Source organism: Actinoplanes sp. NPDC023801, from assembly GCF_040639655.1.
Taxonomy (GTDB): Bacteria; Actinomycetota; Actinomycetes; order Mycobacteriales; family Micromonosporaceae; genus Actinoplanes.
Map to the genome: position 1 here is coordinate 417,493 of NZ_JBFAAI010000002.1, position 23,203 is coordinate 440,695.

Here is a 23,203-nt window from a genome sequence, read left to right on the forward strand (position 1 = left end):
GGCTCAGGTCATCTCACTGGCGTACCGCTGCGCCCGCCGGTCGATCTCCGCGTCCAGATCCTCGTCGTGCTGCTCACGGTTCTGCCGGCTGCGGCTGTCGACCTGATCGGTCGCGGCCGCGGTGCCTGCCTTCTCGGCGTGCTCCGCGTAGTCCAGGCGCATCTCGTGGAAACTCTCGCCGGTACGCAGCTGACGGTTCACCCGCCGGTCGTAGGAGGTCGTGCCGCCGAGCATCTTCGCCAGCACCGGAAGACTGTCGATCAGGATCAGCAGAATGCGCACCAGCCACTCGGCCGACCACACGAAACTGCTCTCACCCGACAACCGGTCCAGGCCGTTCGCCTCGTCGATCAGGTCGACGCCGGTGAAGCTGCTCTCGTACGCGGAGACCCGGGTGTTGATCGCCGTCTCGAGGGTCGCGTTGTAACCCTGCCGCGCGGCGGCCAGCTCCGTGGTCAGCCGCTTGACGTCGCTGTCCAGTGCGGCGATCTGCCGCCCCTTGCCGGGCAGGCCGGCCTGCTTCTCGAACTCCCCGGCCACCTGCCAGGCCTTCGTACACCGCTTGCCCCAGCCCGCGTCGCCCGACGTCTTGTCGCCGACCTTGCGTCCCGCGCACTCCGCCTGCGCCAGCGCCTGCTTCTGGTCCCGCTGCGCGGTGAGCGAGTCGTACTCCTTCTTCAGTACGCCACGCTGGTCGCGCAGCGAGGTCAGCCTGATCTGCATGGCGGCCGGGCTCTCGATCCCGAGCTGGTGCTTCCGGCACTCGGCGACCGCGGTGGTGTCGGCGCCGTCCGACGGGTTGCACCGGGTCCAGAGTCCACGTTCGGCGCCGGCCAGGGCCTGCCGGTGCTGCTCGACGTTGGTGTGGATCGCCGGGTGGAAGATCCAGAGCACCAGGGGCTCAGCGATCACGGCACCGAGCAGTACGGCCATCAGCAGCCGCGGGACGAACATGAACCACCGGCCGGGGCCCAGCATGCCGTGGCTGCTGGACACCATCCAGCTGTCGATGGTGATCACCAGGGCGCCCCAGAACAGCGCGACCGGGATCAGCAGCGGCCACGGCACCGAGACGACTCTCGTCAGTGCCGTGGCCAGCGAGATCGCCGCCATCAGGCCGGTGTTCACCACGATCAGCCCGAGGCGGGTGTACCGCGGGCGTTCCTCCGGAACCCAGGAGAGGACGTCCTCCCGTACGCCGATCAGCCGCCGGGCAAGCCGGGCGAGACCGATCCGTTCGGGCTTGTCCGGGCGCTGGTAGATGGTGTCGAGCCGCGGATCCGCCGGCCGGGCGGCGGTGCGCTGCTTCGGGATCTCGACGGTGATCTCAGCGACCATTCCCGGCCTCTCTCCCGGCCTCGTCGTTCCCGGGGTCCCGGTCGTCCTCGTCGTCCTCGTCGTCCTCGCCGAGGTCGGACAGGATGACGGGTGCGTCGTCCTCGTCCTCGTCGTCAGGGACGGCGTCGCCGCCGGCCTCGATCGGGGCCGCGGCCGCGGTGCCGGTCAGCTCGTCGCGATCCGCCTTGCCGACGGCGGGGCCGGTGCCGCTGATGTCGTCGACCAGCTTGCCGACCTCGAAGTTGATCATGTCGAGGTGGCCGCGCTTGGCAAGCTCACGAAGCACCTCCAGCTTCATGTCGAGGTCTTTGGCCCGGTCCTCGCGCACCTCGCGGCGCTGGTCCCGGGCATCCTTGCGGTCCTCCCGCTTGTCCTCCAGCTGCATGCTCCACTCGGCGTCCTCCCGCTTGGCCCGCTGTTCCCGGCCCCAGGTGAGCGCTGCCCGGTCGTCCTCCCGGTCCAGCTGCGCCGTCGCCCGTGCCTCCTCACGATTCAGGCGGCGCTGCTCCCGGGCGTACTCCAGCTGATCCCGCGAGTCGGCCGCCATGCGGTCGGCCAGCGCCTTCGTGTCGATCAGCCCCTCCGCCTCAGCGATCAGCAGGGCCTTCAGCGGATCGGCCTCGAGAGCGGCGTACGCGTGCTCGGCCTCGCGGCGGGCGAACTCCCGATTCTCGGCGCGCAGCCGCTGCTCGTGCCGTTGTTGTTTCAGTTTCCGCAGGTGCTCGAACTCCTGGTCCTCCTGATCGGCGCTGTGCCGGCCGCCGCGGCGCTGGTCGGCCAGCCGCTGCGAGTGCCGTTCGTCGTCGAGCTCCCCGGACTGGTCGTAGCCGGCCTGCAGCCGTTTGAGCCGGTTCTCCGCCTCGGCCTGCCGGCGCCGTTCCTCGAAGGTCGCCACCTCCTTCGGGGTCAGCACCTCGACCCGGGCGAACCGGACCGACAGGCCGGGGATGCCCGGATCGCGTACCTCGGTGTAGGCCCGGACCCGCGCGGTGGCCTCCCGCCGCAGGTCGTTGACCTCGCTGATCCGCAGGTTCAGGGCGAGCTGCCCCAGCTTGCTGTCGCGCCGCAGGTAGGCCAGCACCGCCCGTGCCGCGTCGACGTTCTCCCGGACCACCTGCTTCGGGTCGGTGACGGTGCAGTCGAAGGTGGCCCGGACGGTGAAGTCGCTGGCCTCCGCCGACGGGATGTTCAGGTCGACGGTGACCGGGACGTCGCGGGTCAGGTCGACCAGGCTGACCCAGTCGGCGCGCACCACGGTCTCGTGGGCGGGCTCCAGCTCACCGTGGCTGACCACGTGCCGGCCGTCGACGCGGTACACCCACACCACGTGCGCGTCGGCACGCGGCAGCTCGGCGGAATCGCGGCGTTTGCGGCCCAGGCCGAAGAGACCACGGCTGGGGGCCTCGTCCAGGAACTGGCTGTGCACCACGGGATAGGCGGACATGATCACCTCTTTCAGCTCGCCTTGCGGCGGCGATGACGCTCGACCACGTCGAGCAGGACCAGGGCGGGCGAACGACGGGGCTTGCCGTGCTCACGGGTCCGCAGATCCACGACCCGGAACTCTTCGTAGAAGGGGTCGACCTCGTTCTCGGGCAACGCGGCGACCAGTGCCTCGCCCAGCCTCCGAGCCAGGTCGAGGGGCTCGTCGGTGACGTGCCGCAGACGGTTGAGTCCCTGCCAGAGGGCTTGCAGGACCCGCTGGCGGTACGGCCGGTAGCAGAGCCCTTCGGCCCAGAGCCGGGCGACCAGGCGCAGTCTGGCCGGGTGCTCCCGCAGGTAGAGGAAGGTCGCCGGCACGTGGGGCTGGTTCTCCCGGATGACCAGCACCTGCGCGAGCACGTAGCGGGCCCGCTGGGTGAATTCGCGGTCGATCGGCCGGGTGGGCGGCCGCCGCAGCTGCTCGTCCAGTGTCGTCAGCACGCGGCCCGCGTTCCCGGTGTCGAGGAGGGTGCCGAAGAGCATCGCCATCGCGTAACTGGCCTGGTCGAGTCCCTGTGCCGAGTTGATGATCAGCTGCCACAGCTGGCGGATCGCCTGCTCCGGGTCACAGGTGCCGAGCACCCCGCTGTACGCCATCGCGGCGGCCCACCGCTGGGCCGGATTGCCGTGGTTCGCCCACTGCTTGACGATCTTGAGAGCGGTGGGCTGCGTGTCGTCCCGGAAACACATCGCCCAGACGGTGAAGACGGCCGTGTACTGGCCGGTCGCGCCGATCTCGCCCCGCGACCACGGGGTCAGGTACGGCTCCTCGACCTCGTCGAAGTCGGCCCCGGCCAGCTCCGCCAGCCCCATCGCGGCCTGCGGGTCGGCCTGTCGCGAGACCATCGCCGTGAGCCACTCCGCGACGGCGTGCCAGAACGGGGTCTCGCAGCGCCGCGAGAGCTCGGCCAGGACGTGCCGCCGGTAACTGCCGTTGCGGAACCAGAGCACCCTTCGGTCGCTGGTCCGCCCGGCCGTACGCAGTTCGCAGATCAGACCGTCGTCAGCGGTGAGGCGGCTGCGCCGGTCCAGGATCCGGTCGTCCGGGTCGTCGGCGCGTCCTTTCTTACGTGGAGCGGACGGCTTGAGCACGCCGTGCCGGCTCATGCAGGCGTCGAGATCCATCCGGAGGGTCTCGAACTCCCGGTAGCTGACCGCGCCGAGGAACGCGAGCGCGGTCACGTCGAGGATCGCCTGCAGATCGCTGCGGTGCTGGCCGATCCACTCCTGGACCCGGCGCGCCGAAGTCGCGGAGAGCCTGTCGAGCGCGGCCTCCGGACTCTCGCCGTCGCGGATGGCCCGCAGCGTCGCGACGATGTCGGCCATCGAGCACTCCGCGGTGAGGCGCTCGGCGATGAGGTCGACCTGCTCGCCGGAGAGTTCCCGCCCGGCGAGGCAGGACAGGCTCAGCCGTCGCGGGTCCGGCCTGGCCCAGGTGATGTGGGCGACCGACTCGACACCGGTGTCGGCGGCCACCGTCGTCACGACCAGGTAGGCCCCGTGCCGGCGGACCCGGTCGCGCACCGTGCGCCAGGCGAAGTCGACGTCGCCCTTCGTGCTGCCGTCGACCCGGTCCACGATCAGATATCCGAAACCCTTGGCGTACGTCTGCCCGGCGAGTTCCTTGAGGTCGCTGACCGCGGACATGACGACCAGCTGACCGGTCGTGACCGCGCGCAGCAGGTTGATGCCGCCGGTCCGCTTGCCGGACCCGATCCCGCCGCAGATCGATACGACGTGGTCGGACACCAGCCGGTCCAGCGCCTCGTCGAAACTCTCCGGCCGGCAGTAGTACTCGGTCTCGGCGCTGACCTCGGCCTCGTCTATCTTCCCGGTCAGCGACCGGGGCGTCCCCTTGAAACCGGCCCCGGCGCCGCCCTGGCCGATCAGTCCGGCGTTGACGCCCTTCTGGAAGATGTTGACGACCTCGGCGATCTTCCTGGCGTCCTTGCGGGCCGGTTCGGCGGCGTGATCATCCGGGGCCTTCTCCTCGGTGGCCTTTCCCGCGGCCGGCTCCCCGGACTTCTCCGCCTTCTCCGGCCGCTCCGCTTTCCGGGGCCGCTCCGCCGGTTCGGGCTGCTCCGCCTCCTCGGCCTTCTCCGGTTCTTCCGGGTCAGCCATGCCGGTTCTCCTGGATCCCGATCACCTCGGCGGTGACCTTGCGATGGAAGTTGTTGATCACCGAAGCGGACTGCCGGACCGGCTCCCCCGTGCGGGGCGGGTGATCCGGGGTGATCGGCCGGTCCTCGAGGTCGAGGGCGTGCACGTCACCGTCCGGGCAGTAGAGCCAGGCGTCGTCGCGGAACTCCTTGTGCCGGACCTCGACCTTGCGGAACCGCACGGCTCGCAGGCTGGTGTGGCCCTGCGCGACGGTGTCCAGGAAGACCCGGTTGGAGAGCACGACGACGAGTCCGGCGGCGGGTATCGCCTCCTGCGCGGCGCGGGCCGGGCCGGCGTCCGCGAGCCGGCTCACCACCACGGCGCCGGCACCCGCCCATCCGTTGGCCGCCCGCTCGACCACGCCGTTGTGCACGGCGAGCCGCAGCCGCAGCCGCGCGTCGTCCCGGCGGTCCTCGTTGTGGTCGGCGAGGTGGCCGGCCAGCAGCCGGACGAAGTCGTCGATCAGCGCGCTCTCCGGCACGCCGGCCGGGAGCACGGCGAGCTCGCCGTCACCCGCGGGCTGGCAGTCCCAGTCGTTGCGCGGAAGGCCGGCCGCAGCAGCGGCCGCGGTCATCACCTCGATCAAGCCCTGCTGGATCGCCATCTGCCGCCGGCCGTCGGCGGCGCCGTAACCCCGGGCATCGACGGACAATAATGGCCGGCGTCCGGCAACGCGTCCCGTCACTTCATTCTCCCGCCGTCATGATTACTGTCGCCAAGGCAAGCGAACTACAAGATCGTCATTGCGATGACCGCAAAAGTCGGAATCCGGCAGAACCGTTCACGGACGTGACCGAATAGACGCCGGCCCGCCCGTTCCGGCAGCGAGAAGCATCACGTTCGGCGACCGTCTCGCTACGCCAAGATTCTTGCCTGCGGACATCCCGGATCAAACCGCCGCTTCATCTATGACCTGGAAACGGACAGCCCGGCACGTTCGACAAGGAGGCGGCCACAACCGGACGAACGGTCAGCCGCACCGATCCGGTCGGAGAAATGACATCGGAGAAGGATCATGGAAAGGGCTACCGAACCGCTGGCACCCCCGTGATACAGCTTCAGATATGAGCCGAGAGAAAGCCTCCGCGTTCCTATCCACACGGTTCGGAGAGGCGGCGAAAGGCCGCGGTACGAAATGTGTGCTCACCGAGCTCGAGCGCACCCCCACCAACCTGGACGTGGCCTGGCGGGCCCACGCCGCCCAGGAGAGCTGGGCCGGGAAGGTGGACACCAAGGCCTCGATCCTGCTGACGCTCAACGGCGTGATCCTGGGCGCCGTGCTGTCGGCACGCGTGCAGAAGGACAGCTTCATCGCGATCCTGACCGGGCCGCGTGCCGTGATGCTGGGGATCGCGGTGGTGCTCTGCGCCGCGGCCGGGCTGCTCGCGGCCGGAGTCATCTATCCGGTGCTGGGCCGGGGTCACCGCAACGGCAGCAGCCGGCCCGACCCGACCGGCACCATCTACTTCGGTGACCTGCGCCGCCGCCGGCCGGGAGAGCTGGCCGGCCAGCTGGCCGCGATGACGACCGAGGAACAGTTCGGCCAGGTGTCGCGGCAGCTGGTGGCGATGGCCCGGGCCGCCTGGCTCAAGCACCGGCTGCTGCAGCTGGCGCTGGTCGCCACCATGTGCGGCTTCATGTTGATCATGGCGGTCATGCTGACCTGAGCACCCCCGCCCGCGCGACCCGTGACGGCCGGCAGAAGGTGCACTACCGTCGCATGGATGCGGGTCTTCCTCACCGGTGCCGGAGGGTTCATCGCGCGTGCGGTGGCGGCCCGGCTGCGGGACGAGGGCCATCAGGTCGGCGGCGTCGATCTGCGCGCCGACGAGGCGGCCGGGGTGGTGGCCGGCGACATCACCTCCGACGGCGCCTGGCTGGACGCGGTGACCGGCGCCGATCTCGTGATCCACACCGCGGCGGTGGTGTCCAACGCGGTCGGCCTGGACGGCCAGTGGCGGGTCAACGTCGGCGGCACCCGCAAGGCCCTGGACGCGGCGGTACGCGCCGGGGTCCCCCGATTCGTGCACCTCTCGTCGATCCGGGCCTTCTCCGACCTGGGCTTCCCGGACGGCGTCACCGAGGACCACCCGGTACGCCTGGACGGCAACCCCTACGTCGACACGAAGATCGCCTCGGAGCAGGTGGTGCTGCAGGCACACGCCGAGGGCCGGATCGCCGTGACGATCGTGCGTCCCGGCGACGTCTACGGCCCGGGGTCGCGTCCGTGGACGATTCTGCCCGTACAGCTGATCAAGAAGTTTCAGTTCCTGCTGCCCGCGATGGGCGCCGGAGTGTTCAGCCCGGTGTACGTCGACGACCTGACCGGCGGCCTTCTGCTGGCAGCCCGCCGGTCCCAGGGCGCCGGGCAGATCTTCACGCTGACCGGCGGCGCCGGAGTGTCCTGCAAGGAATTCTTCGGCCACTACTACCGGATGCTGGGCCGCCGCGGACCGTGGGTCGCACCGACACCGGTGGCGGTCACGGTGGCCCGGGTGGCCGGACGCGCGATCTCGCTGACCGGGTCCGCCACCGAGGTGAACGCCGTCTCCATGCGCTACTTCGCGCGTACCGGCACCTATTCCATCGAGAAGGCCGGCCGGCTGCTCGGTTACCGGCCCGAGGTGGATCTCGCCGAGGGCATGGCGCGCACCGAACGGTGGCTGCGCACGCAGGGCCTGCTGCCCTAGCGAGGTTCGTCGAGCTCGCCCAGCCGCTGCCGGGTGTCCTTGACCAGCTGGTCGCGTTCGTCCTGGCTCATGGCCCGGAAGTCGCCCCAGAACCGGTCGAAGGCAGCGCCGAGCGGCTCGCCGTAGGCCGGTTCGCGCAGCGCCGTACGCAGGTCGGTGCGCCCGGCCAGCACCTCGCGGGCCATCTCGCGCATCGGCCCGTCCGGTCCGTCGGCGATCCGGGTGAGGCTCGTCCGCAGCAGCCGGGCCAGACGTGCGTCGCCCGCCACGTCGCGCAGGCTGTCGTCGATGTCGCTCATGGTCGTCACTTCCCGGCGATCGGATGCTTGTAGGGACCGTCGGCGGCGATCTGCGGCATCGCGGTGTCCCGCAGCGTGGCGGCCTGCGACTCGATGAAGCCGGCAGCGGCCTGCACCGCACCGTAGATGGAGGTCATCGCCGCGGTGGCCTTGGCCCACATGTCGAGGATCTCGTAGACCTGGAACGCGGCGACGCCGTAGCCGACGACCGCACCGATGCCCGTCTCGGCGGTCAGGGTGCCGGCGACGATGGCGATGCCGGCGATGGCCAGCGCGTCACCGAGGCCCTTGATGATGCCGCTGACCGCCTCGCAGGTACTCCACACGCCGTGCGAGATCTGTTCCAGCTCGGTGGCCATCGCCCGCATCGGCGCGGCCATCGCCTGGATGTCCGCCGCGAGCCGGGTGAAGTGCTGGTACGCGCTGTCGGCGGCCATGCCGTCCCAGGTCCGGTCCATCGCGATGGCGCCGCCCTGCACGTTGTAGGCGAGGTCGTCGACCGCGTCGGCGGCGTTGCGCAGAGCCTTGCCGGCCTTGGCGACGGCCTGCCAGTCGCCGAGGAAGAACTCGAGGGTCTTCTCCAGCGGGTTGACCCCGAGGATCTTGTCGGCCGCCTCGAGGGCCCAGTGCGACAGGCTGATGTTGTCCAGGAACCCGAGCGGATGGCTGTACTCGACCTCCTCGACCGGCTTGAGATGGGTGTACGGCGCACGCGAGTCGGCGAATCCCGGCGCGCACGGGTTCGCCGACCAGGCGTCCTCCAGCGCGGTACGTGCCAGGCACTTGCCGGGCAGTGCCGAGTCGATCCGGGCCGCCGACGCCGCGTCGGTGGTGCGGTAGTAGTTCGCCGCGCCGGTCAGGCCGTGCCCGCTGTTGCCGAGCACCGTCGTCAACTTCTCGCAGGCGTCGATGGCCGCGTAGATCGCGTTGATCGAGGACGGGCCGACCAGCTCGATGAGCAGGCCGTTCCAGCCCTCGTGAACGGTGTACCCGCTCAGGTAGCGCTTGATCGTGTGTACGTCGTCCGACGCCCGGTCGATCTGGCGCGCGTACGCGTCCAGGTCGCCGGGCAGCACCGTGAAAGTCATCCATCCCCCGTGACAGACGAAAGGCGCCGGCGTCCGGTCAGGACGTCAGCACCGTGATCAGGTAGAACCCGAGAAGCCCGGTCAGCGTGCAGGCGGCCGCCCACAGACCGAGCCGGCGTGCCGCGACGACGTCCCGGTTCAGCAGCACCAGCGCGCCGAGGACCCCGCCGGCGATCAGGAACACCAAGCCGATGCCCTGTACGCCGGAGATGTTGCCGACCGCCAGCGAGAACAGTCCACCCAGGCCGATGATGCCGAACACGACGCTGAGGACGGCCGCATAGCCCCGCGCGCGGGCGACCGGCGGGCTCTCGGTCTCCGCCGAGGTCTGCCGGCGGAACTCTTCTCGGAAGCTCTGGCGCCACGACACCGCGGCAGTTTAGCCGTGCGGCGGGAGAGACGGGTGCCCGTCTCTCCCGCCGTGGATCACGCCGGTCCGGCCGTCGCGTACGCCGCCGAACCGATCAGCTCCATGGAGACCTGCAACCGCTCCAGGCTGATGTTCTTCGCGATGGTGTCCTCGGGGCTGTGGTACGGCGGTTCCAGCAGGGCCGGTGAGGCCTCGCCCCGCCAGGAGAAGTTGGCCGAGGCGATGCCGGCCTCCTGGAAGGACTGGTGGTCGCTGGACCCTCGCTGGGTGACCGGCGAGATCCGCGGTTCGTAGCCGAGCCGGGCCGCGGCCGCCGCCACCTCGTCGGTCGCCCGGTTCGCCTGCCCGGTGAAGGAGAGCAGCCAGTAGCGGGTCGCCGGGTCCCAGCTGGTGGCGACCATGTCGTTCTGGAAGACGGCGGTGATCCGGTCGCGTTCGGGCTGCGGCAGCTGGGCCACGTGGTAACGGGAGCCGATCAGGCCCTGTTCCTCGGAGCCCCACAGGCCGAACCGGAGCGTCGCCTCGGTCGGGAGCCGGCGCAGCACGCGCGCCAGTTCCAGGCAGAGGACCGTACCGGAGCCGTCGTCGTTGGCGCCGGGTGCGCCGATCACCGTGTCGTAGTGGGCGCTCACCATCACGACCGGGCCACCGGCCGCCCTGCCGGGCCGCTCGGCGATGACGTTGTTCGAGGTGAGACCGCGGTGCGCGGCGGTGGTGACGGTCAGGCGGAGCCGGCCGGCGGCCAGCAGCGCGCGCAGCCGGTGCTTCTGTGCCTGGGCGACGCCGACCACCGGGATCGGTACCGGGGTGGTCGCCGAGCCGGGCAGGGTGGGGCTGAACGCGGACGCGCGGCGCGGTTCGACCAGGTCGGCGGGGAGGAAGACGACCGCCGCGGCGCCGCGCGCGACCGCGGTGGCGACCAGGGCCTCCCGCTCGGCGGCGACGTAGTCGATCAGCAGGATCTTGCCGGTCACGTCCTCCGGGTAGTCGCCGGCGGCACCGGCACGCACGTCGACCACGTCGCCGCGGACCTTGACGTCCAAGGCGGCGTGCGCCGAGGCGCCGGCCTGCCAGCAGAGGTCACGCGGCAGGCCGCGGGGCGCGTCGAGCTGGGCCAGGAACTTGTCGGCCACCGGGAACGGCTGCAGGTCCACGTTGTACCCCAGACCGTCGAGCACGGCGGACAGATAGTGCGCGGCCTTGTGCTCGGAGCGGGTGCCGCCGATCCGCGGGCCGATGCCCTGCGAGAGCACCCCCAGGTGCAGCAGGGCACGTTCGGCCGAGACCCGGCGGGCGATCCGGTCGTCGCCCGCGGTCAGGGCCGGTGGGCGGGCCGCGCCGGGCCGCTGGTCGCCGACAGCCCACGCGGGCGCCGGGAGCGCGACGGTGGCCGCGCCCCCCAGAGCGAACGTGAGCATGCGGCGGCGGCTCAGTGAAGACTTCTCGGCTGGTGTTTCCAAGGCTCCCCCTCGCTGATGAGATCGCCGTTCCCGGTCGGGATGACGATCAACGCGAGAAGAAGACTATGGTCGATATTTAGCGAGGACAATGGGCCTTGCCGCCGTTTACTGGTAGCTGACTGCCGTGGGACGGACCACGTAGACGACCCGGTGCGCGACATCGCCGGGCGGCAGCTCGATGGCGAGCTGGTATCGCTTCGCCAGCTCGGCGAAGAACACGCCCTCGGTGTCCGGCTCGATCCGCTCGACCACGCCGCGCACCTCGAGATAGCGGTACGGCTGGTCCGGGTCGTTGATCGAGAGGCTGATCCGCGGCTCGGTGGTCACGTTGCGGTACTTGCGGCGGGTCGTGGTGTTGGTGAACCGCAGGAACTCGCCGTCGAACGCGAACCACATCGGGTTGACCTGCGGCTCGCCGTCGTCGCGCACGGTGCCGAGGTGGCCGAAGAGCGGGCGGTCGAGCAGATCGGTGTGACTGTCGGGGATGATGCTCATGTGACAGGACTCTGTCATAAGACAGAGGGCACCGACAACCCCGGTCCCGTGGCAGAATGCGGTCATGACCGCGATGGACGACCGGCTGGGCCTGGTGATCAAGCGGGCCGAGCAGGCCCTGATCGCCCGCAAGACGGCCGCCCTGCGGGAGTTCGGGCTGACCGTCCCGCAGTACGCCGCACTCCTGCTGCTCTCCGCGAGCGACGGCATGTCCGCGGCCCAGCTCGCCCGGGAGTCCCTGGTCACACCGCAGACGATGGCCACCGTCCTGACCAACCTCGAGGCCAAGGGCCTGATCGAACGCGACCAGTCCCCGCTGCACCAGAAGGTCGTGGTCAACCGGGCCACACCGGCCGGCGCCGCCCTTCTCCAACGGGCCGATGCCGCCGCGCTCCGGGTCGAACGGTCACTCGCCGCCGCCTACACCGACACCGAGCGCAAGCAACTCACCGCGCTCCTCGACCGGGCGATCACCACCCTCAAATCCTGACCACCCGTTCGAAGGACCGGGCCCGTACCGGTTCCGCTCGAACCGCAAGGTGAGGCCGCTGCGGCAGCACTGTCGCTCGATAGAGGTGTTGACCTCATGTTGGCGTCCGTCAATTCTGTCCCGCGTTGCGGGAGAGAAATCTCGACGGAGGAGACGCTGATGAAGGGCCGAACCATCCGGGGCCGCATCGTCCGCATGCTGGCACTCCCGGTCGCGGCCATGATGCTGCTGCTCTCCGTCGTCGTGATCGAGGAGTTCGCCACCTATCGGATCGCGGCACGAACCGGGCAGGCGATCACCCTCGACCTGGCCGTACAGGCGCTCGCCCAGGAGGTGCAGAACGAACGTGGCGTCACCGCCGGCCTGCTCGCCGGCAATCAGGACTTCGCCGCCGAGGTGGTGCCCTCCCGGCAGCGGGTCGACGCCCAGCTCACCGCCGTCGAGAAACTCGTCGCCGACCGCGGTGACCTCGACGGGCAGGTCGCCGAGGCACTGGAGCAGGCCGCCGCGCTGACCGCCGTCCGCGACGAGACCGACGCCGGCGGCGCCGACCGGGCCGAGGTGTTCGAGGACTACAACGAGATCGTCGAGGAACTCGGCGAGGTCTACTTCGCGCTCGACAACGCCGCCGACCCCGCCATGCGGCTCGGCTCGGAGTCCCTGGCCATGCTCAACCTGGCCAAGGAGGCCACCGCCCGGCAGCGGGCCTTCCTCAACGGGGTGTTCTCCGCCGGAGGCTTCGAAGAGGGCGAGTACCTGCAGTTCGTCCAGCTGCGGGCCGATCTGGAGGCCGCCTACAAGGAATTCGAGGAGTACGCCACGCCGGCCGACGTGGCGGCCCGGGACCAGCTGCTGGCCGGAGCCGACGCGAAACGGACCCAGCAGATGGAGGCCCGGGCCCTGCGCTCGGCCGACGGCGAGACGATGCGCGTCGACCCAAAGGTCTGGTGGGACTCCACCGGCCCCGTCCTCGGCGACATGGCCCGGCTCGCGCAGCAGATCGGCGCGAACCTCCAGGCCCGGGCCGAGGAGCTCATCGACCAGGCGAACCTGCGGCTCGCCGCGCTGGCCGCGGTGGTCCTGATCTGCGTCGGCATCGCGGTCTATCTGGGCACGGTGGCCGCGCACTCGATCTCCAGCCCGCTGACCGGCCTGGCCGCCGAGGCGAACCGGCTCGCGGGCGAACGGCTGCCCGAGGCCGTACGCAGAGCGGTCGCCGGCGAATCGACCGGACCGCCGGGACCGGTGCCCGTGTCGGACCGGGCCAGCTCGGAGATGCGGCAGGTGGCCGACGCCTTCGACCGGGTGCAGGCCACCGCGTACGCACTCGCCACCGAGCAGGCCGAACTGCGCCGCGCCGGCGCCGAATCGCTGGCCAACCTGGGCCGGCGCAACCAGAACCTGCTGCGCCGCCAGCTCGGCTTCATCACCAAACTCGAGCAGGAGGAGTCCAGCCCCACCGGCCTGGCGAACCTGTTCGAGCTCGACCACCTGGCCACTCGCATGCGACGCAACGCGGAGAGCCTGCTGGTCCTGGTCGGCGCGGCGAGTCCGCGCCAGTGGACCCGCCCGGTGCCGCTGACCGACGTGATCCGGGCCGCCGTCTCCGAGGTCGAGGAGTACCGGCGGGTGGCGCTGCGCCGCCTCGACGAGGGCATGGTGTCCGGCTCGGTGGCCAGCGGACTGGCCCACATGCTCGCCGAACTGATCGAGAACGGTCTGGCCTTCTCCCCGCCGGACCTGGATGTGGAGATCCACGGGCGGCTCGTCGACGACGGCTACCTGATCGCGATCTGCGACCAGGGCGTGGGGATGTCCGAGGCGGAGCTGGAGGTGGCCAACCGGCGGTTGCGCGGCGAGGGCGACTTCCTCACCGCTCCGGCACGGTTCCTCGGCCACTATGTGGTCGGCCGGCTCGCCGCCGAGATGGGCGTCGTCGTGCAGCTGGCCCGCTCGGCGGTGACCGGCGTGACCGCCCGGGTCTCGCTGCCGGCCGGCATCCTCGCCGCCGCCCCCCTCAACGGGGCCGCACAGCTCAACGGACCGGCGACTTCCGACCGCCCCGTCGTCCTCGATGCCACCGAATCCCCGGCCGTGCCGTCCGGCCCCGAGCCGGTCGAGCTGCCGTCGGTGCAGCGCCAGGAACCCGGCCCACGGCCTCTCGCGGCGGACGTCGACTACGTCGTCCTGGACGAACGGCCGGCGGCGCACACCGTGCCGTCGCCGCGCCGGCCTACCCACTCCGGCCGCATCGACACCGGCCGGCTCGACACCGGCCGGCCCGATTCCAGCCGGTCCGACCCCGGCCGGCCCGACACCGGGCACACCGTCAACGGCCTGCGCCGGCGCACCCCGCGCGACCAGCGGGCCAAGCCCGACCCCGTGACATCACCCCCGCCCGCGCCGTCGGCGCCGGTCAACGACTCGCCCGACGCCGTGCGGGACCGTCTGGCCGCCCTGCGCGCGGGCATCGAGCGCGGAGCCGGCCGCAACCGGCACGCGGTGAACCTTTTTCAACCTGCATCCGAGCCCGACGACACGACGTCCCGGCCTCGCCGTCTTGAAAAAAGTTCAGTCAGTGAGGAGATCCTGTGAGCGTCGAGGCCCAGGCTGACCGGCACCAGTTCAACTGGCTGCTCGGCAACTTCGTCCACCAGACCGACGGCGTACGCGACGCGGTGGCGGTCTCCTCCGACGGCCTGCTGATCGCCGCCTCCGACGGACTGGCCAGAGCCGAGGCCGACCAGCTCGGCGCGATCGTGTCCAGCATGGCCAGCCTGGCGCGCAGCGCGTCCCGCCGCTACGACTTCGACGGCCTCAAACTCATCATGATCGAGATGCTGCGGGGCTTCCTGGTGATCTCGGTGATCCCCGGCGGCAGCTGCCTGGGCGTGGTGGCCGCCGGCGAGAGCGACCTGGGCCTGGTCGGCTACGAGATCTCCCTGCTGGCCGACCGGTTCGGTGACCTGCTGACCCCGGCCCTGATCGCCGAATCGCGGCAGCAGCTACCCCGATGAGCGTGCACCCCCACGGCGAGGAGCCGCTGGTCCGCCCGTTCATGCTGACCGGCGGCCGCACCCAGCCGCTCCACGACGACCTGCGGATCGAGACCCAGCTCGCCGCCGCGCCGGCCGCCCTGTCCGCGCCGCTGCGCTTCGAGTCCCGGCGAATCGTCGAACTCTGCCAGCGGCCGATGTCGGTGGCAGACCTGGCGGCGGCTCTCGGCGCCCCGCTCGGCGTGATCCGGGTGATCGTCGCGGACCTGATGACGCAAGGCATGTTGCAGGCCGGTGCGGTGCCGGGCGAGCTGACCACCGCATTGATCGAGAGGATCAGAGATCGTGTTCGGGCGCTCTAGCACCCTGGCCGTACCGGCGCCGGTCGCCGTCAAGATCGTCGTGAGCGGCGGCTTCGGGGTGGGCAAGACAACGTTCGTCGGAGCGATCTCCGAGATCGAGCCCCTGGTCACCGAGGCCGAACTGACCGAGAAGTCGATCGGCGTCGACGACACCTCCGCGGTGGCCGCCAAGACCACCACCACGGTCGCCCTCGACTTCGGCCGCATCACCCTGGACGAGTCGCTGCTGCTCTACCTGTTCGGCACCCCCGGCCAGGACCGGTTCGCGTTCCTCTGGGACGACCTGGTGCACGGCGCGCTGGGGGCGATCGTGCTGGTCGACACCCGCCGCATCGAGGACTGTTTCCCGGCGATCGACTACTTCGAGGAGCACGACATCCCGTTCATCATCGGGGTCAACGCTTTCGAGGGCGCCCGCCGCTTCGAGGCGGCCGAGATCCGCGACGCGCTGGGGGTCGCGGAGACGATGCCGCTGCTGGAGTGCGACGCCCGCCGGCGAGACTCGGTGAAGGCCGTCCTGGTCGCCCTCACCGAACGCGTCCTGGCCCGCCGCCTCAACCGCCTGGGTACAGGTTGAGGAAACCCGAGCTGGTGGATCTTCCGTAGGCGGAAGCACGATGGATCCACCAGCTCAGGCGCTGCAGTACGTCACTCCGATTCAGGTCGATCGATCGGCGGCATCGAGGGCCCGCTCCCACTCGCCGATCAAAGTTTCCTTAAGGCCGGAGTCCATTTCGCCGGACTCCACCATGCCGTTCAGCTCTCCCGCGTACTCCACTTGGAACGAGGCGCCACTCTTCTCCGAGATTCCACAAACCTCGGTGAGTAGCTCCTTCACTTCCTCCAAGTGAGCCCGATCCACCTGCGGATCGATCTCCGCACCCCACGGCGGCAGCGCCGTATAGAGCGAAAGTCCGAAGCCGAACCAACGAGTGCCGTACTCGTCTGATTGATCAATAAATTGAGGCGGACCCAGAACCCAGGAACGTCGGCCCGCTAGCTGGATAGCTGATTCCCGCATCGCGGTGACAAGCGATTCAGGCGCCTCGCCTTCCAAGGCGACGACAAGCCGGTCGATGGGATGTTCTTCTCGCACGGAGACCTCCACCTAACCCGTACAACCAGGACCGCCGGGATTGTAGCGGGTCCCTCCTGGCTGGTGAGCAGCGTGGTGTCGACTCTTTGGCAATGCCACCGTGATCTTCTCACCACCGATATGGTGCATCGTGATCTTCTCGCCGATCAAATCCTTATCACCAGGAAAGAAGGCTACCCATTTCTTGTCGACCACAGGCACGAGATTGTGCTCAATCTTCCACCTGTTTCCCTTGCTCAAAATATCCTTGTAGATCGGGTCCCGGTCCCAGATTGCCATCTGCCTCTTCCAGTCACCCGGATTATCCCGGGTATACCCACCCCTGGTCGTGTTGTCACCATCGTTATGAACCAGGACGGGAGTTTCTCCTGCGAGGACATAATAGGTATGGATACCGGCGACGGTTAGGTTGTACGCAGGAGCGAATCTCCGCTCGCCTTCATTGAACCCGTCGACTCGGGCAAAGCCGGTAGGCGTACGGACCAGGTCGCCCTTGTCCAGTTCCTCGGCACCCTCCCACCGCCTGTCGGTTTCGTTCCAGAAGGGGTGGTCCTCGGTGGTCCGGAGATCTTCCCCGGCGACAGTCAGAACGTAGAGGTCGTCGTCGTGGACCCAGACCTTCTCGATCTTCCGGGGGCCTTCCTCACCGGTTTCGGGATCCGTTGCGAGAACCTCATCGCCGACCTCAAGATCTTCGAACGCCTTGGAACTGCCGTCCGCCATGAGCACCGGAGTGTCCGCGGAGAAGCTCTTGCAGCCGGTATCGATCTTCAGCTTTGACAGCTTCTTCGTGAGCACCAGCTCGAAGATGGCTACGGTGAGGCCCGCCGCGCAGTCAGCTCTCGACGCATCCTTGCCGCAGCCGACGACCGCGCCGTAATTGCAGGCCGCATCGGTGAACGGGCAGGAGGCGAGATGCCATACGCCCTTGGCGGTGTCCGCGATACCGTCGACGATCTTCTTGCAGTCGCCGTTCGATACGAAGATGTTTATGCAACCGCCGAGGGTCTTGAGGGACTCTTTAGTGTCCGAGAGGACACTCCCGCCCTTCTTGACGACCGCCTTGAAGTAATTCTTGGCCTTCCGCTTGGGCGAGTCCCAGGTTCCCGGGGTCAAGGGGTTGTAGCAGCCTTGCCAACCCGAGCAACCGTTGTACTTGTAGGACGGTTCGTTCTCATCGGTTCGCAGACCGGTGGGGTCGCTCTTCGAGATCGGGCTGTTGTCGGCGTAGGCGTAACCCTGCCATTGCTGCGGGTCGTTCGGGTCGAAGATCGGATCGACGGAGATGAAACGGCCGTCGACCGGATCGTATTCGCGGGCGCCGAGGTGGACGAGTCCGGTGTTGTCGTTCGTACCGCCGACGTACCCGCGGCTGTTGGGCCACGCTTCGATGGTGGCGCCGCGGGGTGTGCCGTAGGGGGTCTGCCGCCGGGTGGTGACCTGCTGGGTAGCGGCGTTGACAGCGACGGCAGCGGTGCCCTGCTGATCGGCTGACAGCCAGGTCAGGCCGGCGTTCGTGCGAGAGCCGATGGTGCTGCCGGCGTGGCTGTAATAGCGGGTGCAGCTGGTGGCGTTGGTGCTGTTGGTGTAACGGATCTCCTGGCCGGGCAGGTAGAGGGTCCGGCCGGTGGGGTCACGCTGGATGAGGCGGTTGCCGTCGGCGTCGTAGATGTAGGTGGTCGTGCCGGTCGCGTCGGTGACGGTGTCGGCATGGCCTTCAGGATCCCAGGTGAACGTCTGTGTACCTGACTTGCCCGGCTGCGTGAGAGTGTTGCCGGTGGCGTCATAGGTGTAGGTGCCCGTGCGGGAACCCGTGGTGCGGGTGACGGCGTGCGGCCGGACACTCGCAGCACCGGACGCCGGGTACTCATAGGTGGTGGTGGCGGTGCTGGATGCCGTTCGGAACGTCTCGGTCTTACGGTTGCCGAGAGTGTCGATGGTCCAGGTGTACCAATAAGGTGCCGGGCCGCCGAGACCCGCCGCGGACGGTGCCGCACCACAGTCGCCGCTGGTCGGCGTCCATGCCTCGGTCAGCCGGGTGAGCTGGTCGTGCTTGAAGCACTGGGTGTCGTCGACGCCCTGGGGTGCAGTGTCAGTGATCTTGATGGTTTTGCCGACAGCGTCGTGCTCGTAGCTGACATCGCTGACGATGTACGGCGCAACGGAATCCCGGTCGGTGCGGATGTTCTTGATCCGGCCGGTCTCGATCTCCCGGGTGTACTTCGTGTAGACCCGGCCACCGGCTCCCGTTCCGGTGTAGAGCTTGACCTGGTCGAGCTGCCCGAGTGCGCTGTAGTCCGTGCCGGTGACGTACTGCTGGTTGGTGGTGCCGTAGAGGCTGTCGACCGTGGTGGGCATACCGAGGTCGGTGTAGGCGTAGGTCAGGGTCTCCGGCTGCAGCCCGGTGTTGGTGGCCGGGATGGTGGTGGTCCTGACCGAGCCGTCGATGTTGTAGGTGTTGGCGTAGTTGTAGATCCCACCAACGCCCGTCTCGCTGTCCGGGATGACGACCTGCGCCTGTTCGGGCAGGTACCTGTCGTTGTAGGCGAGAATCTTGGACTGGTAGGTATCCGAGCCCCGGAACCGTGTCGACTGCGACAGATGCCCCTTGGCCACCGTGTCGTAGATCCACTGAGCCCGCTGAGTGCCGCCGACCCTGGTGTCGTAGGCGTCCGTCTTACGATTCAGCGCGTCGTACAGGAAGGCGATCTTCTTGTTCCGCGCGTCGGTGGCGGTGAGGATGTTGCCGACGTTGTCGTAGGTGAACTTGGTGATCCCACGATCCGGGTCGTCGGTCTGCGTCTGCATTCCACGGATGTCGTACGTGTAGACCCAGTCGTTGCCCTCGTGGTCGATGAGCTGCGTCTGGTTGCCGCGGGTGTCGTATTTGTAGTCGGTGCTCACCCAACTGTCCGCGGTGAACGGCGTGGGCGTGGGACCGTTGTACTGACGCAGTTCAGTCGTCCGGCCACGAGCATCGGACACGGTCGAGGTCGCTGTGCCACCGGACGGCGGTGTGACGTCGACGCGGTCGCCGCCGTACGCCGTGGTGCTACGCCACCGCTCGACGCCGTAGGGCTGGAAGATGCTGGCCACCGTGCGGCCGGCGCCGTCGTACACGGTGCGGTTCTGTGTCGGCACGGCGTTCTGATCGCTGGTCGACAGCAGGGTCCCGCTCGGGTTTCCGCTGGTGTGATAGGCGTCGTAGGCGAGAATCTGACGCCCGGCGGTGTCGTAGAACTTCTCGGTGACGATCCGCCCACCCGACGGGGACGGCGACTGCGTCTGCCGCTGACGCAGCAAGCCGTCATAGAGGGCGTACGAGGTGACGTAGCCGCCCGCGGCATTCAGCACGGAGGTCGTGACCACCGAGGGCGTGCCGGCATTGAGCGCGTAGGCGTACTTCGTGTTCGGGGTGTCGGTGCCCTTGACCCGGCCCGGCCGCCAGACCGAGGTCAGACGCCCCAGAGCGTCGTACTCGGTGTCGGTCCGCTTACCGTTCGCGTCGACCTCGGAAACAGGGCTGCCCCAGGCCGGTTCAATCGTGGTCGTCGTCTGGTGCAACAACGGGTTCTTCGCCAGAGTCCCGCTGAGCGGTCCATCCAGCGCCGGGGTGTACGTGGTCGTGGACGTGTAGTTGCGCGCGTCGGTCATCGAGGTTGGCCGGCCGTGCGCGTCGTAGCCCGTCTTGGACGCCGCCACGAATGTCGGCGAGCCACTGTTCCAGGCCGAGATCACCTGAACCTGGGTGCGCAAACCCTTCGTCGGGGTGGCCTCGAACGCGCCGCCGTCGTACAGGTTGCGGGTCTCCCCGATCACCTGCTGCTCGGTCAACGTTCCGGTCGTTGCCGAGCAGGCCACCGCGTACGACTGGGTCCGGTGCGCCCGATCCATGATCCACAGGTCGGTGTTGCGGGGGGTGTAGTCGGTCTTGGTGCACTGCTCGTCGCCCGGCACGCCGTCCTGGCCGAGATCGTCGACCTGGACGACCATGCCGTACTCGTCGAACGTGTTGACCGTCTTGGTCACCCGCTCACCCCGGCCGCCGTCGAGGGTCACGTGGTTGGTGGTGGTGCCCACGCCGGTGAACCGGGCGGTCACCGTGTCACCGTTGATCGTCCGGGTAGCCGTGGGGCCGGATGCCCACGGCGTGTTCTTCGTCCGGGACACGACCGCACCGCCGGGGCCGTTGTAGGTGATCGACTCGCGGGTCAGACCGGCGAACCAGTCCTCGTCGGCGATGCCGTCCACGCTCACCGGCTTGACACCGCCGTCGGCGTTGAACCGGTCACCGTTCATACCCCGGAAGTAGCGAGTCTCCGAGTACGTCTGCGGGTCGCCCGAGTCACCGACGGTGACACCGACCCTGCCGTACCCCCGATAGTCCGACCAGGTTTTGAACTTCTTCTTGGTCAGGCCGTCGTCGTCGGCGTAGTGCCAGGCCGCGCCGTCGAGATAGCTGTACCGGTAAACCTTGCGGGGACTGCCGACGGGCGGCACGCCACCGGTGTTGTCCTGCTCGTAGATGGTGGTGACGACGTACTTGTTGAACCAGTCGGTGACCGGCTCCGCATAACCGTCGGGTACCCACCGCACCGGATAACACCGGCTCGTGTTCGTCGCCGGAGCCGGCGTCGCACCGGCCTTGCAGTCCTGCTCCGAATACTCGACGGAGATCGTGCCACCGGTCTCGGTACGGATCCGCGCGATCCGCATCCAGTTCATCCGCCCGGCGAAGTCACCGATCACATCCACCCGGTTGGCACGCTGCACCGGCGTGAACTCGACATCGGGGACACTCGTGCTGCCGCCGACCAGGCCGGCGTAGGACAGCTTCGACAGCCACAGGCCGGCACGGGTGCCGTCACCAGGGTCCGGGAACGTGTGCGTCAACGTCCACCGGTCGACATTGCGGTACGCCGAGCCGTCACGAACCTGCGTGGTCACGCTGGCCAGCCGCTTCGTCGACCAGAACGTCGGCGAGAAGGTGTCCTCACACGTGTCCCCGGTGCACTGCGAATCCCACGGCACATCCGGCCACCGGGTCGCGTTGTGCGTGGCGCACTCACTCAGGCAGCGGTCGGCGTAAGAGAAGTCGACCCGCATCGGCGCGATCGTGTCGTGCACATTGTCGGTGCCGTTCACTGTCCGGGTGCCGTAGTCGATGCGCTCGAGCCACGACTCCCGGTCATAGGAAGCAGCATCCGACTTGTCCAGGTTACGGCCGTACTTGTTGGTCGCCTTCTGGTACCACAGCGACATCGAGTTGCCGAGCGGGTCGACGACGTAGTCGAGGTTCCAGCGCCACGCCTGCGTACAGTCCGAATCGATGAACGCCGTCGCATGACACGGCTCACCGGTGTCGTTGCCGAACACCGGAGCCGTCGACACCGAGTTCGTCACCGGCTTACCGGAACTCCATCCCGGCACACGGTTCAGGCCGAACCAGTACTGCACACCGTCATCAGTCGTGAAGACCCAGTGCTCGCCGTTGTTGTCACCGTTCGTCGCGCCGGTCCTGCGCTCGATCCGGCTGCCGTCGTCACCACGCAGGTGCCAGCGGCCCTCGGAAGCGTTGTAGATCAGCTCGCCGGAATGGCCGGCGAAGGAGATCGTGGCGTTGTCGGTCTCCCAGCACAGGTCACCGGTCTTCTTGTCGTTGTTGGCCGAGTCACCCCGGTCGTCGCCACAACCTTGGTAGCGGCGTTCGATGAAGCCGCCCGCAAGATCCTCGAAGCCTTCACCGACCCGCGACGGCTGGTTGTTCGACGCCGCATGGCGACCGTCGACCGACTGCGACGAGTACGCCAGGTTCAACTCCGGAGCGGGCCCGCCCAGCGCCGGAGGGACGCGCATCGGATAGCCCCAGCTGAAGTTGCCGGAATTCCCGCCGGCGGACCAGGTCGACGAGGCGTTCAACGTGGTCGCCGCATAGTTACCGGCCGGGCCGGCCGGTGCCGCCGTGGCCGCGACCAGCGACGACGCGCTCGACACCGCGACATCGGCGGACAGGGTCTGCGCCTTCGTGTCGTTTCTGGTGTCCAGCGGCGTACCGGCGCCACAACCGGCCTTCGCCGGGGTGGTCAGCGCGCACGCCGGCAGCGACACCAGCCGCAGACGACTCGACCAGTCCCCGCCATAAGCGGTCGCGAAGGACTTGTAGTCCAGCGTGACCTTCGTCTTACCGGCCTCCGCGACACCATCCGCCCGGCCCAGACGCAGCAGCACGCCACGCACGCCGGCCTTGTCGGTCGCCGTACGGTCCAGCACCTCCACCCGCACCCGCGACGGGCCCGGCTTCGCCGACCGGGCAGCCGACACCTGCGCCGGCTGCTCGACCCGTACCGGAAGAGATTGGGCCTGGCCGGAGGCCGGAAGAACCTCTCCCCCAGCCTTCGGCCACACCGGCGCTGCCTTCGCGGACGCCGGCGCCGGATCCGCCAGCTTCGGCGCCGGCTCGATCTTCGCCGCCTTCACCGGCACCTTCTTCACCGGCTTGACCGACTCGACCCGGTACGGATCCGGCTTCGCCGCCATCGCCGGGGCATGACTGAGGCCCAGGACCAGCACAGCGGACAAACCCGCCGCCAAGGCGATACGCGGCCTGGACAACAACCTTCTGCCCGCAGGCAGAGTTGACTTCATCACACGCTCCGAACAGGAAGGATTGCCGGATCAGGCAACGGGAGCAAAGGCGGGCCCACAAGGGGCCGGAAGGTAGAGACAGACCGCGACGCCACAGTCGTGCGGCGACTCGCAGAACCTGCAGGCGGCCGATGGCCGAGACGATCGAATTTGGACAGCAAGCATCGCCGTACCCCCGTACGCACCCTTGCCCGAAGCAATCGATGAATTCAAACAGCCAAGATCGACGATG

18 protein-coding genes are annotated in these 23,203 nt (G+C 68.8%); 7 read left to right on the plus strand and 11 right to left on the minus strand.

Annotation, left to right across the window (positions count from 1 at the left end; all coding sequences use genetic code 11):
• Positions 1-3: 3 nt before the first annotated feature.
• The 4 genes from AB0G04_RS06450 to AB0G04_RS06465 are packed head-to-tail and all read right to left on the minus strand — an operon-like array spanning position 4 to position 5,665.
• Positions 4-1,338 (minus strand): DUF4407 domain-containing protein, encoded by a 1,335-nt coding sequence (locus AB0G04_RS06450; protein ID WP_360977392.1) that lies wholly within the window; start codon positions 1,336-1,338, stop codon positions 4-6.
• The gene (locus AB0G04_RS06455) at positions 1,328-2,782 is read right to left on the minus strand and encodes a hypothetical protein (RefSeq protein WP_360977395.1); all 1,455 of its coding nucleotides are present in this window, start codon (positions 2,780-2,782) and stop codon (positions 1,328-1,330) included. Before AB0G04_RS06455 ends, AB0G04_RS06450 begins: the two co-directional genes overlap by 11 nt.
• A gap of 11 nt (positions 2,783-2,793) precedes the next feature.
• Positions 2,794-4,941, minus strand: a complete 2,148-nt coding sequence (locus tag AB0G04_RS06460) for a hypothetical protein (RefSeq protein ID WP_360977398.1) — start codon at positions 4,939-4,941, stop codon at positions 2,794-2,796.
• Positions 4,934-5,665 carry a hypothetical protein gene (locus AB0G04_RS06465; protein WP_360977401.1) on the minus strand — a complete coding sequence of 244 codons (732 nt, stop codon included), beginning with the start codon at positions 5,663-5,665 and terminating at the stop codon, positions 4,934-4,936. The genes AB0G04_RS06460 and AB0G04_RS06465 overlap by 8 nt, the downstream gene beginning before the upstream one ends.
• A gap of 454 nt (positions 5,666-6,119) precedes the next feature.
• Here AB0G04_RS06465 and AB0G04_RS06470 point away from each other — a divergent pair, with 454 nt between their 5' ends.
• Positions 6,120-6,647, plus strand: coding sequence for a Pycsar system effector family protein (locus tag AB0G04_RS06470; RefSeq protein WP_360977404.1), 528 nt, complete (start codon positions 6,120-6,122; stop codon positions 6,645-6,647).
• 57 nt (positions 6,648-6,704) lie between these two features.
• Positions 6,705-7,670 (plus strand): NAD-dependent epimerase/dehydratase family protein, encoded by a 966-nt coding sequence (locus AB0G04_RS06475; protein ID WP_360977407.1) that lies wholly within the window; start codon positions 6,705-6,707, stop codon positions 7,668-7,670.
• On the opposite strand, the gene AB0G04_RS06480 is transcribed toward AB0G04_RS06475, so the two are convergent.
• From AB0G04_RS06480 to AB0G04_RS06500, 5 genes are all read right to left on the minus strand, one after another.
• Positions 7,667-7,969: a hypothetical protein gene (locus AB0G04_RS06480; protein ID WP_360977410.1), complete on the minus strand. Its 303-nt coding sequence runs from the start codon at positions 7,967-7,969 to the stop codon at positions 7,667-7,669. The two genes, AB0G04_RS06475 and AB0G04_RS06480, sit on opposite strands and share 4 nt — an antisense overlap.
• 5 nt (positions 7,970-7,974) lie before the next feature.
• The gene (locus tag AB0G04_RS06485) at positions 7,975-9,057 is read right to left on the minus strand and encodes a hypothetical protein (protein WP_360977413.1); all 1,083 of its coding nucleotides are present in this window, start codon (positions 9,055-9,057) and stop codon (positions 7,975-7,977) included.
• 37 nt (positions 9,058-9,094) lie between these two features.
• Entirely contained in the window at positions 9,095-9,427 is a 333-nt protein-coding gene (locus tag AB0G04_RS06490; protein ID WP_360977416.1) for a hypothetical protein, read from the minus strand.
• A gap of 56 nt (positions 9,428-9,483) precedes the next feature.
• Positions 9,484-10,845, minus strand: a complete 1,362-nt coding sequence (locus AB0G04_RS06495; RefSeq protein ID WP_360977419.1) for a M28 family peptidase — start codon at positions 10,843-10,845, stop codon at positions 9,484-9,486.
• 147 nt (positions 10,846-10,992) lie between these two features.
• Positions 10,993-11,382, minus strand: coding sequence for a PPOX class F420-dependent oxidoreductase (locus AB0G04_RS06500; protein WP_360977422.1), 390 nt, complete (start codon positions 11,380-11,382; stop codon positions 10,993-10,995).
• A gap of 64 nt (positions 11,383-11,446) precedes the next feature.
• Between AB0G04_RS06500 and AB0G04_RS06505 the strand changes: the two genes are divergently transcribed.
• The 5 genes from AB0G04_RS06505 to AB0G04_RS06525 all read left to right on the plus strand — a co-directional run bounded on the left by AB0G04_RS06505 (position 11,447) and on the right by AB0G04_RS06525 (position 15,807).
• Positions 11,447-11,872, plus strand: coding sequence for a MarR family transcriptional regulator (locus AB0G04_RS06505; RefSeq protein ID WP_360977425.1), 426 nt, complete (start codon positions 11,447-11,449; stop codon positions 11,870-11,872).
• A 159-nt stretch (positions 11,873-12,031) separates the two neighbouring features.
• On the plus strand, positions 12,032-14,467 hold the full coding sequence (locus AB0G04_RS06510) for a nitrate- and nitrite sensing domain-containing protein (protein ID WP_360977428.1): 2,436 nt from the start codon (positions 12,032-12,034) through the stop codon (positions 14,465-14,467).
• Complete coding sequence (locus AB0G04_RS06515) at positions 14,464-14,889, plus strand: roadblock/LC7 domain-containing protein (protein WP_360977431.1); 426 nt, start codon at positions 14,464-14,466, stop codon at positions 14,887-14,889. Before AB0G04_RS06510 ends, AB0G04_RS06515 begins: the two co-directional genes overlap by 4 nt.
• On the plus strand, positions 14,886-15,230 hold the full coding sequence (locus AB0G04_RS06520) for a DUF742 domain-containing protein (RefSeq protein WP_360977434.1): 345 nt from the start codon (positions 14,886-14,888) through the stop codon (positions 15,228-15,230). Before AB0G04_RS06515 ends, AB0G04_RS06520 begins: the two co-directional genes overlap by 4 nt.
• Positions 15,214-15,807, plus strand: coding sequence for an ATP/GTP-binding protein (locus tag AB0G04_RS06525; protein ID WP_360977437.1), 594 nt, complete (start codon positions 15,214-15,216; stop codon positions 15,805-15,807). Before AB0G04_RS06520 ends, AB0G04_RS06525 begins: the two co-directional genes overlap by 17 nt.
• 81 nt (positions 15,808-15,888) lie before the next feature.
• Here AB0G04_RS06525 and AB0G04_RS06530 read toward each other — a convergent pair whose 3' ends face one another.
• Complete coding sequence (locus AB0G04_RS06530; RefSeq protein WP_360977440.1) at positions 15,889-16,326, minus strand: hypothetical protein; 438 nt, start codon at positions 16,324-16,326, stop codon at positions 15,889-15,891.
• A 12-nt stretch (positions 16,327-16,338) separates the two neighbouring features.
• Positions 16,339-22,896 carry an RHS repeat-associated core domain-containing protein gene (locus AB0G04_RS06535; protein ID WP_360977443.1) on the minus strand — a complete coding sequence of 2,186 codons (6,558 nt, stop codon included), beginning with the start codon at positions 22,894-22,896 and terminating at the stop codon, positions 16,339-16,341.
• Between the last annotated feature and the right edge of the window lie 307 nt (positions 22,897-23,203).

Coding starts and splice junctions, on each gene's coding strand:
- AB0G04_RS06455 (WP_360977395.1), bottom strand. CDS start 2,782: ATGTCCGCCTATCCCGTGGTGCACAGCCAGTTCCTGGACGAGGCCCCC.
- AB0G04_RS06500 (WP_360977422.1), bottom strand. CDS start 11,382: ATGAGCATCATCCCCGACAGTCACACCGATCTGCTCGACCGCCCGCTC.
- AB0G04_RS06495 (WP_360977419.1), bottom strand. CDS start 10,845: ATGCTCACGTTCGCTCTGGGGGGCGCGGCCACCGTCGCGCTCCCGGCG.
- AB0G04_RS06485 (WP_360977413.1), bottom strand. CDS start 9,057: ATGACTTTCACGGTGCTGCCCGGCGACCTGGACGCGTACGCGCGCCAG.
- AB0G04_RS06475 (WP_360977407.1), top strand. CDS start 6,705: ATGCGGGTCTTCCTCACCGGTGCCGGAGGGTTCATCGCGCGTGCGGTG.
- AB0G04_RS06505 (WP_360977425.1), top strand. CDS start 11,447: ATGACCGCGATGGACGACCGGCTGGGCCTGGTGATCAAGCGGGCCGAG.
- AB0G04_RS06480 (WP_360977410.1), bottom strand. CDS start 7,969: ATGAGCGACATCGACGACAGCCTGCGCGACGTGGCGGGCGACGCACGT.
- AB0G04_RS06450 (WP_360977392.1), bottom strand. CDS start 1,338: ATGGTCGCTGAGATCACCGTCGAGATCCCGAAGCAGCGCACCGCCGCC.
- AB0G04_RS06510 (WP_360977428.1), top strand. CDS start 12,032: ATGAAGGGCCGAACCATCCGGGGCCGCATCGTCCGCATGCTGGCACTC.
- AB0G04_RS06460 (WP_360977398.1), bottom strand. CDS start 4,941: ATGGCTGACCCGGAAGAACCGGAGAAGGCCGAGGAGGCGGAGCAGCCC.
- AB0G04_RS06520 (WP_360977434.1), top strand. CDS start 14,886: ATGAGCGTGCACCCCCACGGCGAGGAGCCGCTGGTCCGCCCGTTCATG.